Annotated in this window: 13 protein-coding genes; 10 read left to right on the top strand and 3 right to left on the bottom strand. The window is 38.6% G+C overall.

The window, feature by feature from the left end; translation table 11 throughout:
* Nucleotides 1–40: 40 nt before the first annotated feature.
* The 3 genes from JOC94_RS17070 to JOC94_RS17080 form a co-directional block, all read right to left on the bottom strand.
* Nucleotides 41–2,611, bottom strand: a complete 2,571-nt coding sequence (locus tag JOC94_RS17070; RefSeq protein WP_205179955.1) for an LPXTG cell wall anchor domain-containing protein — start codon at nucleotides 2,609–2,611, stop codon at nucleotides 41–43.
* A gap of 1,347 nt (nucleotides 2,612–3,958) precedes the next feature.
* On the bottom strand, nucleotides 3,959–5,104 hold the full coding sequence (locus JOC94_RS17075) for a response regulator (RefSeq protein WP_077113992.1): 1,146 nt from the start codon (nucleotides 5,102–5,104) through the stop codon (nucleotides 3,959–3,961).
* Between the two features lie 475 nt (nucleotides 5,105–5,579).
* The gene (locus JOC94_RS17080) at nucleotides 5,580–6,134 is read right to left on the bottom strand and encodes a GbsR/MarR family transcriptional regulator (RefSeq protein WP_253191956.1); all 555 of its coding nucleotides are present in this window, start codon (nucleotides 6,132–6,134) and stop codon (nucleotides 5,580–5,582) included.
* Between the two features lie 755 nt (nucleotides 6,135–6,889).
* Between JOC94_RS17080 and JOC94_RS17085 the strand changes: the two genes are divergently transcribed.
* From JOC94_RS17085 to JOC94_RS17130, 10 genes are all read left to right on the top strand, one after another.
* The gene (locus JOC94_RS17085; RefSeq protein ID WP_077113990.1) at nucleotides 6,890–7,984 is read left to right on the top strand and encodes an ABC transporter ATP-binding protein; all 1,095 of its coding nucleotides are present in this window, start codon (nucleotides 6,890–6,892) and stop codon (nucleotides 7,982–7,984) included.
* Entirely contained in the window at nucleotides 7,981–9,141 is a 1,161-nt protein-coding gene (locus JOC94_RS17090; protein WP_077113989.1) for an alkaline phosphatase family protein, read from the top strand. Before JOC94_RS17085 ends, JOC94_RS17090 begins: the two co-directional genes overlap by 4 nt.
* Nucleotides 9,142–10,026: a carbohydrate ABC transporter permease gene (locus JOC94_RS17095; protein ID WP_077113988.1), complete on the top strand. Its 885-nt coding sequence runs from the start codon at nucleotides 9,142–9,144 to the stop codon at nucleotides 10,024–10,026. It abuts the gene before it with no gap.
* Nucleotides 10,027–10,036: 10 nt separating this feature from the next.
* Nucleotides 10,037–10,864, top strand: a complete 828-nt coding sequence (locus JOC94_RS17100) for a carbohydrate ABC transporter permease (RefSeq protein WP_077113987.1) — start codon at nucleotides 10,037–10,039, stop codon at nucleotides 10,862–10,864.
* Between the two features lie 77 nt (nucleotides 10,865–10,941).
* A complete protein-coding gene (locus tag JOC94_RS17105; protein ID WP_077113986.1) occupies nucleotides 10,942–12,270 on the top strand; it encodes an ABC transporter substrate-binding protein in 1,329 nt (442 codons plus the stop codon).
* A 31-nt stretch (nucleotides 12,271–12,301) separates the two neighbouring features.
* A complete protein-coding gene (locus tag JOC94_RS17110; protein ID WP_077113985.1) occupies nucleotides 12,302–13,036 on the top strand; it encodes an HAD hydrolase-like protein in 735 nt (244 codons plus the stop codon).
* Nucleotides 13,036–13,965 carry a sugar phosphate isomerase/epimerase family protein gene (locus tag JOC94_RS17115; protein WP_077113984.1) on the top strand — a complete coding sequence of 310 codons (930 nt, stop codon included), beginning with the start codon at nucleotides 13,036–13,038 and terminating at the stop codon, nucleotides 13,963–13,965. Before JOC94_RS17110 ends, JOC94_RS17115 begins: the two co-directional genes overlap by 1 nt.
* An 11-nt stretch (nucleotides 13,966–13,976) precedes the next feature.
* Entirely contained in the window at nucleotides 13,977–14,915 is a 939-nt protein-coding gene (locus JOC94_RS17120) for an NAD(P)-dependent oxidoreductase (protein WP_077113983.1), read from the top strand.
* Between the two features lie 597 nt (nucleotides 14,916–15,512).
* Nucleotides 15,513–16,559 (top strand): fumarylacetoacetate hydrolase family protein, encoded by a 1,047-nt coding sequence (locus JOC94_RS17125; protein ID WP_077113982.1) that lies wholly within the window; start codon nucleotides 15,513–15,515, stop codon nucleotides 16,557–16,559.
* Nucleotides 16,556–17,437, top strand: a complete 882-nt coding sequence (locus tag JOC94_RS17130; RefSeq protein WP_077113981.1) for an MBL fold metallo-hydrolase — start codon at nucleotides 16,556–16,558, stop codon at nucleotides 17,435–17,437. The genes JOC94_RS17125 and JOC94_RS17130 overlap by 4 nt, the downstream gene beginning before the upstream one ends.
* The last annotated feature ends 404 nt before the right edge of the window (nucleotides 17,438–17,841 follow it).

A 17,841-nucleotide genomic window follows, 5' to 3' on the forward strand; every position in this document is an offset into this window, starting at 1 on the left:
AAATATAGGCTGACTTACATAAAGATACTAATTATCTAATTCATTTTGCCGCTTTACTATTCTTTCTTCTATTACGAGCAAATAATCCAGCAATACCTGCCAGCAGCGCAGTTAATCCTGCTAAGCCTGTGTTAAAAATAGATGTAGCAGTATTTGGTAGCTTTTTTCCACCTTCGTTATTGTCCTTATCAGCTAAACGCTCTTCAGTGCCAACTCTTTCTTTCCCATTAGAATCGTCAGCATCGGCATCCGCGTCGGCATCGGCATCGGCATCCGCGTCGGCATCCGCGTCGGCATCGGCATCCGCATCGGCATCCGCATCTGCGTCGGCGTCGGCATCGGCGTCCGCATCGGCATCGGCATCCGCGTCGGCGTCCGCATCCGCATCTGCGTCGGCATCGGCATCCGCATCTGCGTCGGCATCTGCATCGGCATCTGCGTCGGCATCGGCATCCGCGTCGGCGTCCGCATCTGCGTCGGCGTCGGCATCGGCATCCGCGTCCGCGTCGGCATCTGCGTCGGCATCCGCGTCAGCGTCGGCATCAGCATCCGCGTCGGCATCCGCATCGGCATCCGCATCGGCATCCGCGTCGGCATCCGCGTCAGCGTCGGCATCAGCATCCGCGTCGGCATCTGCGTCCGCGTCGGCATCCGCATCGGCATCCGCATCAGCATCCGCGTCGGCATCCGCGTCAGCATCCGCGTCGGCATCTGCGTCGGCATCGGCATCCGCATCTGCGTCGGCATCCGCGTCAGCGTCGGCATCTGCGTCGGCATCGGCATCCGCATCCGCATCGGCATCGGCATCTGCGTCGGCATCCGCATCTGCATCGGCATCCGCGTCGGCATCCGCGTCGGCATCCGCGTCCGCGTCGGCATCGGCATCCGCATCAGCGTCGGCATCCGCATCAGCGTCAGCATCTGCGTCAGCGTCAGCATCGGCATCTGCGTCGGCATCTGCGTCCGCGTCGGCATCCGCATCGGCATCCGCATCGGCATCAGCGTCGGCATCCGCATCGGCGTCGGCGTCGGCATCGGCATCGGCATCTGCGTCGGCATCCGCATCGGCGTCGGCGTCGGCATCGGCATCTGCGTCGGCATCCGCGTCGGCATCGGCATCCGCGTCGGCATCGGCATCCGCATCCGCGTCGGCATCCGCATCCGCGTCGGCATCCGCATCCGCGTCGGCATCGGCATCCGCATCCGCGTCGGCATCCGCGTCGGCATCGGCATCTGCGTCGGCATCCGCGTCGGCATCAGCATCCGCGTCAGCGTCGGCATCGGCATCTGCGTCCGCATCCGCGTCCGCATCGGCATCCGCGTCCGCGTCCGCGTCGGCATCGGCATCCGCGTCGGCATCCGCGTCGGCATCCGCATCGGCATCGGCATCCGCATCGGCATCCGCATCAGCGTCAGCATCCGCATCCGCGTCCGCGTCGGCATCGGCGTCGGCATCGGCATCCGCGTCGGCATCGGCATCCGCGTCCGCATCGGCATCGGCATCTGCGTCAGCGTCCGCATCTGCGTCCGCATCATCATTTGGATTTTCATGTAGGAAATATGTAGTATTATCTGTACCGTCTAAAATCCTCTTACCGTCACCAGTTGTTTGATAAACATCAAATAAGTATATTCCGCTAGGTAAATTCTCAACAGTTTCTTTTAATTTAATCTTTACCGAAAAGCCTTGACGAATCCCTATAAGCGCGTGTGATACTAATTCATTTGATGCATAACTAAAATTTCCATTCTTATCATAGATAACAGACTTGAATTTTCCATCTCTTGTTTGAACTAATACATCACTAATAAACGGGATTAATTTTTCATCAAGCTTGAATCTAAATTGACCGTCATTGTGCTTGGTTGCATTTAACTTATAATGCATTGTATATCTTAACGTTATTTCTGTACCATGAGGATCGTTATCAGCAACGGTATAACCGGAACCAGTTACGAGATTATTATTCTCTCGACTCATGCCACTATCTTTTGTTTTAAAATAAGCACTGTCTGTCGTATTGACAACGACTCTATTCTCTTTATCAAAAAGGGCAATATCAGCAGTATAAAAATCCTTATCTAAATGTTGAATTTCTTTATTCAGCACAATTTTAATATCAAATTGTTGATTGACACCAATAAGGGCTGTACTTAGCACATCGCGGTGATTGATGCTGTATGTACCATCTGCTAATTTATGCGCTGATATCCATTCCCTACCGACTCTCACCCGTACATCTGAGATGTAATCTTTTAAATCCTCATCAATTGTTAAATTAAAGGTTGCATGCTTTAATTTAAAAGCCATATTTAATGAATAGTGAGTATAATAAGTTAGATTTACTTCCGATTTTTTCACATGATGGTTTCTAACTTCTAGATGACCATATTTAATATATTTGTAGTCAATTTCTTCATCATAAATACTAGATGAAAAAGGCTGAATGACAGAATTTGGTGCAGCGGGCATAGACGCCATAGCATTAACAGGATTCATTGCCTGAGTCGTGGCTAATAAGGCAACGGCAACCATAGAAGATTTTTTCTTGAAATTTCTTTTATGGTTTTTATTCATTTGTTTTTTGTAATCTATGTTTGACTTCCTCATTTAGTTCTATCTCCTCACAGTAGACATGATTAATTACTTGGCTGTGCAAACGTTTCGGGCATATACTGCATCATCACTTCACTAAAGAAATTTCTTGTTATGAAATGGATAAAGAGGTGCGATTATCTGTACCGTAGAGATTTTCTTACCATTTCCATTTGGGAATATATCATCCGCTTTTTTCCATTTAAATCTGCCGGAAAAATCTTATGAAGCTGGATTTTTTGTAGAATAGCTAACCTTTCCATCTCCTGTTTTACTGATGATGGAATGGGCCGTTTTTCAAATGAAAAGATCAATTTGCCGCATTTAACTTATCGTGCAACACATCATTCAAGGTAATTCAGCTCCATTGGATCACGATTAGCCACTGTTAACCTCAACCGAACCAGTCACTAATTTGCGATCCTTATGGTTTCCACTTTTCTAACCCTAGAAAAAAGCCATATTTAAAATGTTTCTCATCTACTTTTTCATCGGTAATACGAAATGAAAAAGGTGGAACTTCTGGTGTGGAAGCCATTACATTTGCCGGATAAAATGGGTATTTACGATGATAAGTGCCAAAATAATAGATTGATTATTACTAATGAGCCTCCTTTTTTTTCCATTTAGGTGGACAACTCTTTCACTTCTGCCAAGCTCCAAACAATATACGCGCGCTTTTACTCCTTTCAATAACTAATTCGAAAATATTTTAACAAGTTGTACTTGTGAAAATACTCATCAAAAACCTGCCTATTTATATGAAAAAACTAAGCAATAACTAAGCAAAAGTAATTTAGCGCAACAAACTGAATTTTAGATATAAAACGGGGCTGGAACATAAGCAAATACGAAACAGCAAAAGGGGCGGGGACAGAACCCTGTAAAAATGAATAAACCGCGTGAAATCAAGGTTTTAAATTTGATTTCACGCGGTTTTATGCTCACGATTTTTACGAATATCAATCAGCTTTTAACTTATGTTCCAGCCCCTATTTCTGTTATAAAAAATCCCAATCATCGCTACGTCAAAATATTTCGCTTATCGCAGGTCTCTTCAGCTTCCTCGGAAAGCAAAAGATCGCTTTCCTGCGGGATCTTCAGCTCGAGCTATTCCCGCAGGAGTCTACATATGTTGACTACGCTAAATGCTTGCTATACACTAGGACGATTTATCCGGCATGTAAGGTGCCGTAAGACTCCCACTTCAAGACCTGAGTTGATACAAAAGGAAAAAACGGCACCTAAATGCCCGATTGGTTCAACTAACATTCAGTAGGAGATGAAAGAAACCTCCTACTGAATGAAGTTTCACTTTATTGTTCGTTTTTTCATCAGCTGATTTAGTTGTGGCCCGTCTATTTATATTTCAGGAGTTTTCACTTGTTTTTCGATCCATTTCCTATACCAATCTTTAATATGAGTTGGAGGAACAGTGTTGAATTCGGTTCTAAACATTTCTACCAATTTGGAAAATTGTTTTTCAACATTATAAATGTCTCCAAGTTTATCGTATATTTTCATTAAAAAATAATATGAATCCGCTAAATAAGGGTTAAGTCTTTGGTTTCTCAATGCTAGTAAAGTAGCTTTTGTATACTGCTCGTTGGCAATTAAATATCGAAGTACCTTATTTGAAAAGGCTTGATATAACATTCTTAGACTTTCTTGTTCATTCTCTTTCCATATATACGTTTCATCTGCCAAATAGTCACCTGTATACTGATTTATTAATGTTAACGCTTTAGGCAGTGTTTCCTCTGAAATGAAAGGAAGCTCATTAATTCCTGCCACCCATTCATCAACATCACACTTGACATCATTTAAAATTACTTCATAAGCACTATCTATGCTGATAATTTGAATGTTTGCTCCAATTTGCTTTAATAATTTTCTAATTTCGTAGATGCAACTATATAAATTCTCAAAGGCTTTATTGACATCTTCTTCTGGCCAAAGTAATTCAATCAAAACATCTTTTCTCACCATTAATTCGTTTCTATTTTGAATAAGGAAAGCGAACAATTCCTTTGTTTTCGTTGTTCTCCATCTAACTGGTATAATCTCTTGTTTCTGATCTTTAAAATGTAAATGCTTAAAACAGCAAACCATATCTACTCTCTCTCTGGGTAAAGAAGTGTTCTTATTTTTCAAAAGACGGTTTACTGTTTTATAAATCCTATTCTTATTATATGGTTGCAAGATATAGTCAATAGCGCCTAATTCAAATGCATCTACTGCAAACTCCTTTTCTTTGGAAATAAAAACGATCTGTATATTAGGACGTATTTTTTTTAAGCGTTTAGCAATTGTAATACCGTTTTGTCCAAACACCCATGTTTTTATAAAAGCTATTTCAAAATCTAAGTGTAAATCAGTTAGTTCTTTTTCTAGTTGTATTGCACCCGTGTATTTTTTTACTAATTTTAATTGTTTTGTAGAATTTAATATTCGAAATAATAACTCCACATCCTTTTGGTTATCATCTATAATAATATATGTCTTCACAATATTTCCCCCCCTATAAAAATTTTATAAAAAATCGCATATTTTTATCTAGATTTATATACTGAATACTAAATAGTTCGGTGAACATAGACCAATATACAACAAAAAGGTAAATTTTTTCTAAGCATTTTCTAAGCAAAAACTAAATGGCTCCTTATATTAGAGGGTGTTCCCCTCCTTAAAGGCTTGTATGTGAAAGGAAATGAATAAACCGCGTAAAATCAACTTTTAAAACTTGATTTCACGCGGTTCTATTTTTCATCATTTGTAGGAATATCAAATCGCTTTCAACTTATCTCCAAAGATTGTGCCATTTTATATATATGGGTTTTGCGGTCATAATGGACGAGCAAACTCGATTTTGATTTGAATTAAAGTTAGCTATAAGTCTTTATTTTGACTCCTTACTCATTACTAGACAATCGCGCATATGACTCACATTCTTTTCCTGAAACTTCATTCGTTCTTGTATGAGTTAAGATTTTTCTATCTTTTTAAGATCAAAAAGACTTAAATCATTATTTCTTAATAGCTCAACAAATTGTTGAAGCCAATTATAGTATTTGGCACTATGTTTTAGTTTATGTAAGTCTTTCAAACAAGCTTGTCTTTCTTCCTCCGTGGTTTCTTCAGATAATACAATTTCTGAAAGTGTTGTTATGGCTTCGTTAATTGCTGTTAACATGACATCGATTTCTCTTTGTAATTTCACAGTGAAAAAGTTACGAAAAGTCTTAAAGAAATCAGTTTCAGCTACATATTGATTTTTTCGATCTTTTTTTTCCTCTAGTTGCGTAACCATCCCTGAATCGACTAATGATCGAACTGCATAGCTCATATTACTTTTGCTCATATTCATGTAGCCTTTCATCTCTTCAAGTGTTAACGGTTTCTCTTCAAAAAACATGATACCGTATAATTTTCCAAATGAGTAATTGACACCATATAAATCCATTGTTTGAGCAATCGCGTCTATCACTTTTTCTCTTAACTCATTTTGGACGCTTGATTCTTCTTTTTGTTTTTCCACAATTGAACGCTCCTTTTATCATTTCGTCGATGTGCTAGATCGAATTGACACAACGATTAAATACCTCTTTATAAAAATACTTCATACTTCACTATATTTAGAATAATAATTTCATTTCTGTATGTCCACACCCGGCCTTACTTGTAAATCAAATTGTTTTAGCTGAGGACCCGTCTTTGAAGAACTTATTTTGAAATTAGACGCAGTCATTGTAAAAATGAATTTACAAAAATTTAATTTTATCTACATATATATTTAATAATCTAGGAGTACACTGAGATCGTTCAATAAAAATTGAATACATATTAAAAAAGTTATTAAAAAGCACTTTATGATTAAATATTAAATATATATTGAACAATAGTCAAGTTATCGAAGGGTGATTATAGTATTCTAAAATAATAATTTCGCGTTCAGTTATATGATGAAAAGTCGGTCTATCATCTCTCTAGTATGTTCTATATTATTTTTAAAAACTCGGAAAAGCTCTCCTTTAAAATAGCCGCCGGAGAGGTGATTGCCTGGACAAGCATACACTATCACGTCATTTGGTAAATGGTTCAGTCCATCCACCGATCAAATATCTGCCGATGGAGCTTTTCAAGACCATGATTTATCAAAGGATCGAATGTAACCTCTGTGATAAACCGGGGATATTACAACATAGGAGTTTGATCAGTGGTACGGATCAGGATGAAATCCAATACCATCGGTCAATTTCTGGTAATAACAACAAAGCGTAAGGGGATGTAAGTATGTCCAGTATTACACTGAAGAGTTTAACAAAAAAATATGCGAAAGATAGAAATATATTAAATCAATTAAATCTAGAGATTGAGGATAAAGAATTTTTAGTTTTGCTAGGTCCATCCGGTTGTGGAAAATCCACTTTGCTTCAAATGATTGCGGGGATTGAAGAAGTAACAGAAGGTGAAGTATTCATTGGACAGACGTGTGTCAACGATGTTGAACCGAAGGATAGAGGCGTGGCGATGGTATTTCAAAACTATGCCTTATATCCTCATATGACCGTATTTGAAAATATGGCTTACGGCTTGAAAATACAAAAAGTGAAAAAAGAAGAGAGAAAAAAAAGAATTGAAGCAGCTGCGGAGATTTTACAAATCACTCCTTTGCTCAAACGTTATCCGAATCAGTTATCTGGTGGTCAAAAACAAAGGGTAGCAATTGGTAGAGCCATTGTGAAAGAGCCTAAAGTTTTTTTAATGGATGAGCCATTATCCAATTTGGATGCAAAACTAAGAAATGAAATGAGAATTGAAATTAAGAAGCTACATGAAAGACTTAATTCCACATTTATTTATGTGACACATGATCAAGTAGAAGCCGTTACTTTAGGAGATCGTATCGCGATTATGAAAGATGGCGAGTTTAGACAAATTGGCACACCGCTGGAGATCATTGATTGTCCGGCAGATATGTTTGTTGCAAGTTTCATAAGCTCTCCACCAATCAATTATGTAAATGCAAAACTAACGAAAGAAGACGGAAGCGTCTTTGTAGAGATAGATGGCGCGTCATGGGAAATAACAATGCCTTTACAGTTAACAGGGATGTCATTTGGAGATGAAGTGATTGCCGGGATCAGGCCTGAACATTGTTTCATCGCCAACGAAAATGAACATGGACTTTTAATGGAAGTATTATTTACTGAAATTATCGGTACTGATGTACTTTTACATTTGCAATATAAAAATCAATCTTTTCTTCTAAAGAAAAATCTAGATCAGTTATATGAAAAGGGGCAAAAAATCAAAGTAGGCATTCATGCCGATAAATTCAATTTATTTCATAAAAGTACTGAAAAGAACTTGAGGGTGTACGAATGAATATTTTAATTTCGCTGGATGGGATTGGTTATCAAACGTTCGAAAAGTATGCAGATTCCTTTTTGAATCGAGGATATTCATATTGTAAAAAAATGATGACGACATTTCCATCCGTTACATTCAATGCACATGCAACAGCTCTAACTGGAAATGAAGATAAGAAACATTCTGTCTTTGACAACATCGTTAGTCATTCAAAGACATTAGAAAAAGTAGTGTTATATGGTGATCATCAAGCTCTTTGTAATCAGCAGCTGCATGAACAAACGTTATTTTCTACTTTAGCGAGGCAATCCTTTAAGAGTAGCTGCATTCATTGGCCCTTAACAACGGATAATCCATTTGTACAACATTTAGTGACAGAATCAAGTAGTAAAAAGAATAATTCAATTGATGAAAGTCATGCTGTTTATAACTTGGACACCATTGCTTTAGAAGAAACGATTGCTTGTATTCGATCAAATCAGTTTGATTTTATCGCAACTAGATTTGTGGCTTATGATTCACTTTCTCACCAATTTGGAAAAGATTCTAAGGAAGCAATGGAAAGCTTGACGTTTTTATTTGATAGCGTCGATAAATTGGAACAAACATTGGTTGAGCAGGAGAAACCATTCAACATCATTATTTTTTCAGATCATGGACAAAGTGATGTGAAATCATTCTTCTATCCGAATGAAAGGCTATTTACAAGTGAATGGAAAGAAGCGTTATTGACAAACAAAGTTCGATTTGTCGGTGACGGAAGTGGTTCTCTATTGTTTTACAGCTTATTAGATGAAGAAAGTAATCAAAAGATAATGGATGACTTTACTGCAATGGAAGAAGTAAGAGCTTTTCATATATTAGAAGGGGTAAATCATTCACCATTTGCGCCTTACGGCATTTTAGATTTACAAATGAATGTTTGTGGTGAGGACTTCATTCCTCCCGAGCAACCTCGTTACCGCAATTTAAAAAGTTTACATGGTTACGACCCATTAAAAATAGAAGAGATGAATGGCTTTATGATTTGCAAAGGAGACCAAATTGTAGAGAACAAAATTGTTCCAGAAAGTAAATTAATCCATCTTGCACCTACTATAGCGAAATTATTCAAAACATCTCATGGTAGCGACGGGGAAGTAATGAAAGGTTTTTTGAAGGAGCATGGGTAAATGCCTAAATTAATAAAAAGTTTCAAGAGTCATTCGTGGCCGTTTTTATTGTTATTGCCTACTTTAATTCCATTGACGGTATTTTGGTTATATCCCTTGTTGAAAACATTTTATATTAGCTTTACAGATTGGAACTATATTTCACCCGATTATGATTATGTCCAATTTGATAATTATCAAGGGTTAGTGACAGATTCCTTTTTTCTAAAAGTATTACTAAATACTTTTGTTTTTACATTTTTCACAGTCGTTCCTCCCATTATTATCGGTATATTTGGAGCGGTGTTGTTAAACAAAATAAAAGCAGTACGGAACTTCTTCGTTGCTACTATTTTTTCATCATGGATTACGCCAACTGTTGTCGTTTCAATGGTTTGGGTAAGTATTTTTGACAAAGATACTGGTATCGTTAATGCGATCTTATCCAAGTTTGGTGTTGAACGAATCGGATGGTTGGCTGGTGAAACGACGGCGATGCTCGTTGTCATCATTGTAACAATATGGCGCTATGCGGGTTTATCGATCTTATTGCTTACTTCTTCCATGGCTCAATTAGATCCAGATGTTGAGAAAGCAAATAGTTTAGATGGCGGAAGAGGTTTTAGGAAATTGTTCAGAATTACGTTGCCAGCTATTTCTCCAATTCTTATTTTCTTATTGGTCTTATTTACTTTAGATTCATTGAAAGCTTACGATCAAATTTACATCTTAACACAAGGAGGACCTTCTGGAGCGACATCTACGATTTTGTATTATTTCTATGTGCTTGCCTTTGAATGGTATGAAACGGGCCCTGCTTCTGCGCTCGCCATGATCTTTTTAGTCATTTGTTTACTCATTAGCGCAATCAATTATATGGTCACGAAAATGACGTTTAAAAATTGAGGTGAAATGATTGTACACCAAAAAGTGGAAGGAAGTAACCATCTATTCGACATTAGTGTTGCTAAGTCTACTAATGGCCTTTCCGTATTTATGGATGTTGATGATTTCGGTTAAACCGAAAGATGAATTGTATAGCGGCAATATCCTTCCCTCGACCTTTCAGTTTGAGAACTATGTAAGAGTTTTTACTGAATCAAATATGGGGCAGTATTTATGGAACAGTATTTTTGTCAGTGCTGTGATTATTATTGTACAAATATTATCCGCTATCTTTGCAGCCTATTCATTTGTGGCGATTAAGAAAAAATGGGTGCAATTTTGCTTTGTTTTGATTTTAGCGACTTATATGTTGCCTTCTGCGGTAACTTACATTCCGTCGTTTATATTAATCTCCAATATGAATTTGCTGGATACACATCTGGGCTATATTTTGAGTGAAGCAATTAGCATATTTGCCATCTTTTTTCTCAGGCAATCTTTCTCGAAGGTTCCGAAAGAAGTTGTACAAGCGGCAAAATTAGATGGAGCAGGACATTTAAGGCTGATTTTTACTGTTTATATCCCCTATACAAAAAGTGCGATTGCCTCTCTTATTTTGATTACTTTTATATATAGTTACAACAACTACATGTGGCCGTCTCTATTAATGAAGTCCGAAGAAAACATGTTAGTGACAATTGGCATGAGGCGTTTATTTATGACACAGGCCGGGTATGGCATGGACTTTCCTTTTGCAATGGCAGCAAGTGCGATTTCACTTTTACCAATGTTACTCTTGCTCATCATTTTTAACAAAAGAATTATCCGGTCTATGTCCAACTTGTATGTGAACAAATAGGGAGGTGATCAATAAAGAATTTGGACAAGGTACTACAAATCTTTCAAGGAAGCAAGAAAATAAAGGAGGAAGTGTACATGAAGAGTCACAACAAAAGATGGAAGCATCTTAGTTTCTTCATCGCCAGTTTCGCTTTACTTATAGCTGTATTAGTAGGTTGTTCGAATGGAGATTCGAAAGGATCAACGACGAAAGAGACTGAAAGTGCCAATGGAGAAAAAATTAAGCTCGAATTTTACTATGGCTTAGGTGGAAAGCTCGGCGAAACGATGAATAAATTAATCGAAGATTTTAATAAATCAAATGACAAATATGAAATTGTACCAGTTGTGCAAGGTGAATATGGTGAAACATTACAAGCTTTGCAAGCATCGTTAGCTGCTGGAAAACCGCCGGCATTAGCCATTAATAGATACCCGGAATTTATGAAGTTAGCAAATAGTGATGTCTTACTGCCGTTAGATGAATATATGAATGAGCCTGAGTTTAACAAAGACGACATGCTTTTACTTGATCAAGGGTTGTACGATGAAAAAACGTTAGGTGTTCCAGCATTTGTCGCTTCACAAATGATGTATTATCGAAAAGATATTTTTGAAAAGCATAACATTAACTACGATGAGTTAGAAAATTTTGAAGAACTTGCCGAAGCAGCGAAATTAATCAAAGAAAAGGAAGGCATTAGTGGTTGGTCTGTTATGTGGTATACCGAGCACATGATTGATTATGCCCGCTCCGCAGGTGGAGATATTGTAAGTGAGGATGGAAAAACGGTCACAATTGATTCAGAAGAATGGGTCTATGCTTGGGATAGTATTAGAAAATGGATTCATGAAGATAAAATAATGGATACTGTCCACGGAGGAAACGGATGGGAATGGTGGTATAAAACCATTGACAACGTGATGAATGATCGTTCAGCAGGTTATACCGGTTCCTCTGGCGATGGTGGAGATTTAGATTTTACAAAAGTCGCCACAGGTATGCAAAAAGGTTTTAAAGACAGTGAACCGAGACCAGTAGCCGTTTCTGTTATGTTTAATTTATTTAAAGATGCGCCTAAAGAACAACAAGAAGGCGCGTGGGAATTTGTCAAATTTTACACAGCAGCGGAACAAACAGCTTATTGGGCAGTTGAAACAGGCTATATTCCTGTCAGGGACAGTGCTGTTGAGACAGATATTTACCAAGAAAAGTTAAAAGAAAATCCCTATTTGGCAGTTCCATTAGAACAAGCAAAAACAAAAGGTATTCCACCATATGTCGATCCAACAGGCGGAAAAATTTATACCGAAATTGAATTAGCAAAAGACAAAGTGTTAATTCAAAACATACCGGCAAAAGAAGCGTTAGAAGAAGCACAAAAGAAAGCCCAAAAAGAACTAGATAAAGTATTGAAAAAATAAAATAGACTGAATGAAAAAGGAGCGCTATAACATGAATGGAAAAATAGAACTTGCTGTTTTTGATTTGGCCGGAACACTTGTAAAAGATAATAATGGGGTGAGAGATTGCTTACATAAAGCGGCAATCGCTCATGGTTTGGATGTTACAAAAGACGAAATTAGCACACATATGGGCACAAATAAAATCCACTTATATCAATTTTTAATTGCTCGTAAAAACGGCAATATGATAGATTTCAAGAACTTTGAAGTGGACATCGACGATTCCACACGTGAACAAGCAACAGACATTTATCACGATTATACTAAATATATGATCTCTTATTATGAAGAAAATTGTGAAGAAATCGAAGGTGCTACTGAAACATTAAAGTGGTGTCAAGAAAATGGTATTAAAGTAGCGACGGGTACAGGTTTCCATAGTGATATCAATCAGGTCATTATGGAAAAGCTCGGTTGGGTGAAAAATGGTTTAATTGACTGTGCTGTCGATTTAGATATGGTTCCAGAAGGGAAAGGGAGACCCGCGCCATTTATGATTTTTAAAGCAATGGAATATTTGAATGTACAAAATGCGCGGAAAGTCATTAAATTAGGCGATACACCAGCGGATATGTTGGAAGGCTATAATGCAGGTTGTAGAGCGGTAATTGGTGTTATGCAAGGTTCTACACCCATTGAAGTATGGGGAAAATATTGGCATACCCATGTTTTAAATACAGTAGCCGATTTACCAGAATTAATGAAATCGGGCAAGATTGTCTAATGAAAAGTTTTAGAAGTCTCGCAAGTATCGGCATTGTATTACCAAAGCTGTATCCATTTTCTCAAGAAGAACCTGAAAAATTCATCTCGAATTTACTGTCTATTTTAGAAGACCCATTTTTTACAGCTGTTGAAGTGTCTTATATCGCGGATGAAAAAGCTAGACAAGCAGTGAAGAAATATACAGAATATAGCGGAGTAGAAGTCATTTTTAACGGTGGGGATGCTTTTAGAGCGTTACAGATTGATTTGAGCTCTTTAGATTCAAAACAGAGAGAAGCGTCTGTTGAAAAATGTAAAATGCTCATCGAACATTGCTATGAAATGAACGCCAAAGTGATGCATATCGTCACTGGAAAATATGAAGGCGAAGCGTATCGAAAACAGAATATCGAAGCATTTATACAGTCGGCGATGGAGATTTGTCATGAGGCTAGAAAAAAAGCGGCACATTATGAACTCTGTATATCGTTAGAGATTGGTGATCGGCATGTTGATCGTCAATATTTACTAGGACCAACACATGAAGCGGTAAGTGTAGCCCAAAAGATTCGCAGTGAATATCAGAACTTTGGTTTGTTACTGGATCAAAGTCATTTACCAATCATGCAAGAAAATCCGGTAAAGTCGCTTTGGTTAGCAAAAGATTATTTAACACATATTCATCTCGGAAACAGTTATATCAAAGATAGAAATGTACCATATTTTGGTGATAAGCATATTCCATTTGGTATTCAAGATTCCGAAGTAGGTGTGGAAGAGCTGGCACAATTTATTCGGACACTACATGAAATCGACTTTTTTAAAAGTCCAAAACCGACGAGAAAGCCTGTCGTCACATTTGAAGTAGGACGTTTGGAGCAGGAATCCTCGCAATTGGTTATTGCTAATGTGAAACGTACATTTTTAGAAGCATGGGAAATGGCCTAGGTGGTGCATATATGAATATTTTAATAACAGGTTATTATAGTGAGGGTTCAAAACGGAGAGTCATTCAAGCTTTTCCAAATGAGTGGTCCGTGAAAGTGATCGAACCTGAACTCATTGAAGAATATATTAGTGAAGCTGACGTTTTAATCCCGGAACATATTCAAGTCAATAGTCAGTTGCTTCAAAAAGCAAAAAAATTGAAGTTTGTGCAAACAGGAGCAGGTTACGATAATGTTGATATTGATGCTTGTTCAAAAAACCATATTTGGGTGAGCAATGCTGCCGGGGTTAACGCCAATGCAGTAGCCGAGCATATTATCGCTTTTATGCTCAGTTACTTTAAAAATATCCCTTACTTAGACCACTTTATGAAAAATAAAAAAGATGAAACGCAATTGAGTTATACAGGTGGAGAATTGTTTGGGAAAACAATCGGCACAATCGGGCTAGGTGCAATCGGTAAAAGAGTTGCAGAGTTGGCAAACGCATTTGGAATGAATGTGTTAGCTTATGATATTAATAAAAATATCGATCATAAAATAGCCACTCTTGTTGAATTAGAAGAACTGATCGAAAAGTCTGATGTGATTACCGTCAATATTTTTCTAAATGAATCGACTAGACATTTAGTAGACCGTCAATTTTTAAGTAAGATGAAGAAAGATGCTCTTTTCATTAATACAGCTAGAGGACCGATTGTATGTGAACCCGATTTAATCGCTGCACTCAAAAATAGAGAGATTGGTGGCGCTTGTTTAGATGTTTTTGAAAATGAGCCACTCAGTTTAGAGAGCGAACTTAGACAATTGGAAAATGTCATTTTAACACCGCATACGGCAGGAATGCCTGACGGAATGAAGTTTCATCAAAAAAGGTTTCAATTCTTTATTGAAAATATAAAGAGAGTGCTAGAAAATAAAGTTCCTTTTAATCACTTAAATGAATTATAATTGAGTTGATCCAAGCAACGACAGTACTGCAGTCACGGAAAGTCGACAAGTTTATGAAGTGGATGATGAATTGCGCATTCATTTTGCGAGGGTATTTTGAAGTATTTTACACGGATTTGTGTCGTTTGAACAAATTCGCTCGAGATGGATGATCGGTTTTCTATCTTCATGAAGACCGTTTGAAGGGAATTTAATACAGCAATGGCTCGTGATGAAGTGGTCTTGATTACCATTCATTCGGGCTTTTTTTTATTCGCCATTTTTTACGCTTACTACAGAAAAGTTTAACTTGCTTTCGCAGTATACTTGCAGATAGATATTCCATTCAATGGAGGTTCAAGTGAGCCTTTCGCAAAGCCACATATATTTTTTTTAGGTCAGGATGGAGGCGCCAGTTGTATTGCTGTCGATATTTGGACGAAGGCCAAGTGCAAGCGTGGGCTCATCGTTTTTACGAGCGCAGGATTTACAATTGTTTTCGATCAGAACAACACTTTTTATTGAGTAAAAAGCAATTGAATTATATTTGCAAGCAAGTACTTGCATTCATACTGGGCGATCTGTACAATATGAGTAACGAGAAGGAGGGGGGCTTTCTTGAAACTGTTACGTTTTCGCATGAAGGGTCAGCAAGACATTCATTTTGGTGTACTATTAAATGAACGAGTCGTTTCATTTGAAACTCTTCACCACATAAGTGGCAGGTCGGCTTCATTGTTAACAGATTGTGAGACGTATCTTCAGAACTTACCAGCAAGTGAACAGCAAGCAAAAAGTTTAGTCGAGTTTGGCAGGCAGTACGAGCAATTTGCGACTGATGATGCCATCTATCCTTTACATGAAGTTCAATTGTTATCACCGCTCGACACTGTTTCGGCTTTACTAGATTTTGGTTTTAGTCCGAGGCATTTGGCAAATGCAGGTGAGACACTCATCAACCATGAATTTCAGTGGCCTCTTCGCTCTTTATTGAAGTGGTTTTTAAAGCGTTCTTTTCAAAAAGAGAAAAAGAAAACAGTTTATCGGTATTACAAATGTAATCATCTACAAGTAAGTGGACCAGATGAGGAGTTGGTATGGCCAGCGTATACATCTTACTTGGATATTGAACCGGAACTTGGCATTGTCATTGGCCATCAGCTGGATGCCGCAGGTGTTGTGCCAACAATTGCAGGTTACGTTATTTATAATGATGTGTCAGCGCGGGATGTCCAGTGGGAAGATTTTCGTAGCTTATGTGGTCCCAGCACAAGTAAGGATTTTGAACGAAGTAATGGATTTGGCCCTTATCTTGTGACACCTGATGAAGTCGAAAACCCTCTCGCTTTGCATGTATCTGTTCAAATTGCGGATAGATGGAGATGGGAAGGAAGTACATCTGAATACACGGTGCATCCTAATGATGTCCTGGCTTATGTGCAAAAGATTTTTCAACCTGCAGCTGGAACGGTGATTGGGATGGGAACCATTCCAGATTGTTGCGGGTTCGATCGTGATGAATGGATTCGTCCAGGGGATCGTATTTCGATTACATTTGATCGACTCGGTACATTGACACAATTTGTTCCGCGTCAGCTGCCTGCTCTCCAACATTCGAGATGGGGACAAAGGGCAGATATATGTGAGGAGAGTAAAAGCGAGTGAGGGATACTTTTACATTACCGGACATCCACCCAGATACTCCCCCATGTGAACTTCAGGTATTCAATGCAGGTTTTTGTAGAGCGAAACACCATCATCTTGTAAAAAATAAGCCAAAGACAACAATGAAAATCCCTGCGTTGTTCTTTTTAATACAACATCCCGTTGCAGGGAATCTGTTATTTGATACCGGTTATTCTACTCGCTTTTACGCCTATACTGCCACCTTTCCATTTTCACTTATGAGCGCCATTACACCTGTTCACATTACCGATCAAGAAAATGCAGCTACTCAACTGAAAGCAATCGGGATCGCCCCAGAAGAGATTCGGCATGTCTTGCTGTCGCATTTGCATGTTGATCATAGTGGGGGAGTGCAAGATTTTAAACACGCGCGGTTTTTCGTGGATTGTAAAGAGTGGGAATTTGGTCAGCGCGCCGCATGGCGGCTTTTGCTAAACGGTTATATTAAAAAGCTATATGATCAGATTCCATTGAGTAAACGGACGCTCCTCCATTTCGAGAAAAATGGCACTCCATACGGTCCCTTTAAACATACAATTGATTTATTTCAAGATGGTTCCATTATATTGATCTCACTGCCAGGACATTCGATTGGTCAATACGGTCTCCTCTTAAACCAACCGAGCGGGAAACGGTTTTTTCTCTTAGCTGATGCGGTTTATCTGAATGAAAATTATCGTACGCTGACGACGGGCAGTTGGTGGAGTCGTCTGGCCCATTTCAATTACAAGCAAATGATTTCATGGTTCTCACTGTTTAAGCAATTGGAACAGAACCATCCATACCTCATTTGTATTCCGAGTCATGATCCGGCGGCTTACGAACGTTTTGTTGTCTCATCTTCATCAATCAGGTGATGCTTGTGGATATACAACGAAACAGGCAAAAGATCGTATTTTGACAGCTGTCATTCTTTGCAATAAGGGGTGCTACTAAAGGAAAGCGAAACAAGCAGGTGTCAATGAAGTTTCGCTCTTTCTTTATTTTGGAAAAGCATTGATGAAAGAACGTTCTTATTAGTTAGATACGGAGTATCGACAAGCTTTTTGAAGATCCCGCAGAAGCGACCTATGCTTCCGTGGAAGCTGAAGAGACCTGCGGAAAGCGAAATATGTTGACGTAGCGATGATCGGGATTTTTTAACACAAATAGGGGCCGGAAAAAACCCTGTAAAAATGAAATAAACCGCATGGAATCAAGTTTAAAAAACTTGATTTCACGCGGCTTTATTCTCGCGATTTTTACGAATATGAATCAGCTT

The sequence above is a fragment of the Siminovitchia thermophila genome (assembly GCF_016909185.1).
GTDB lineage: Bacteria > Bacillota > Bacilli > Bacillales > Bacillaceae_C > Siminovitchia > Siminovitchia thermophila.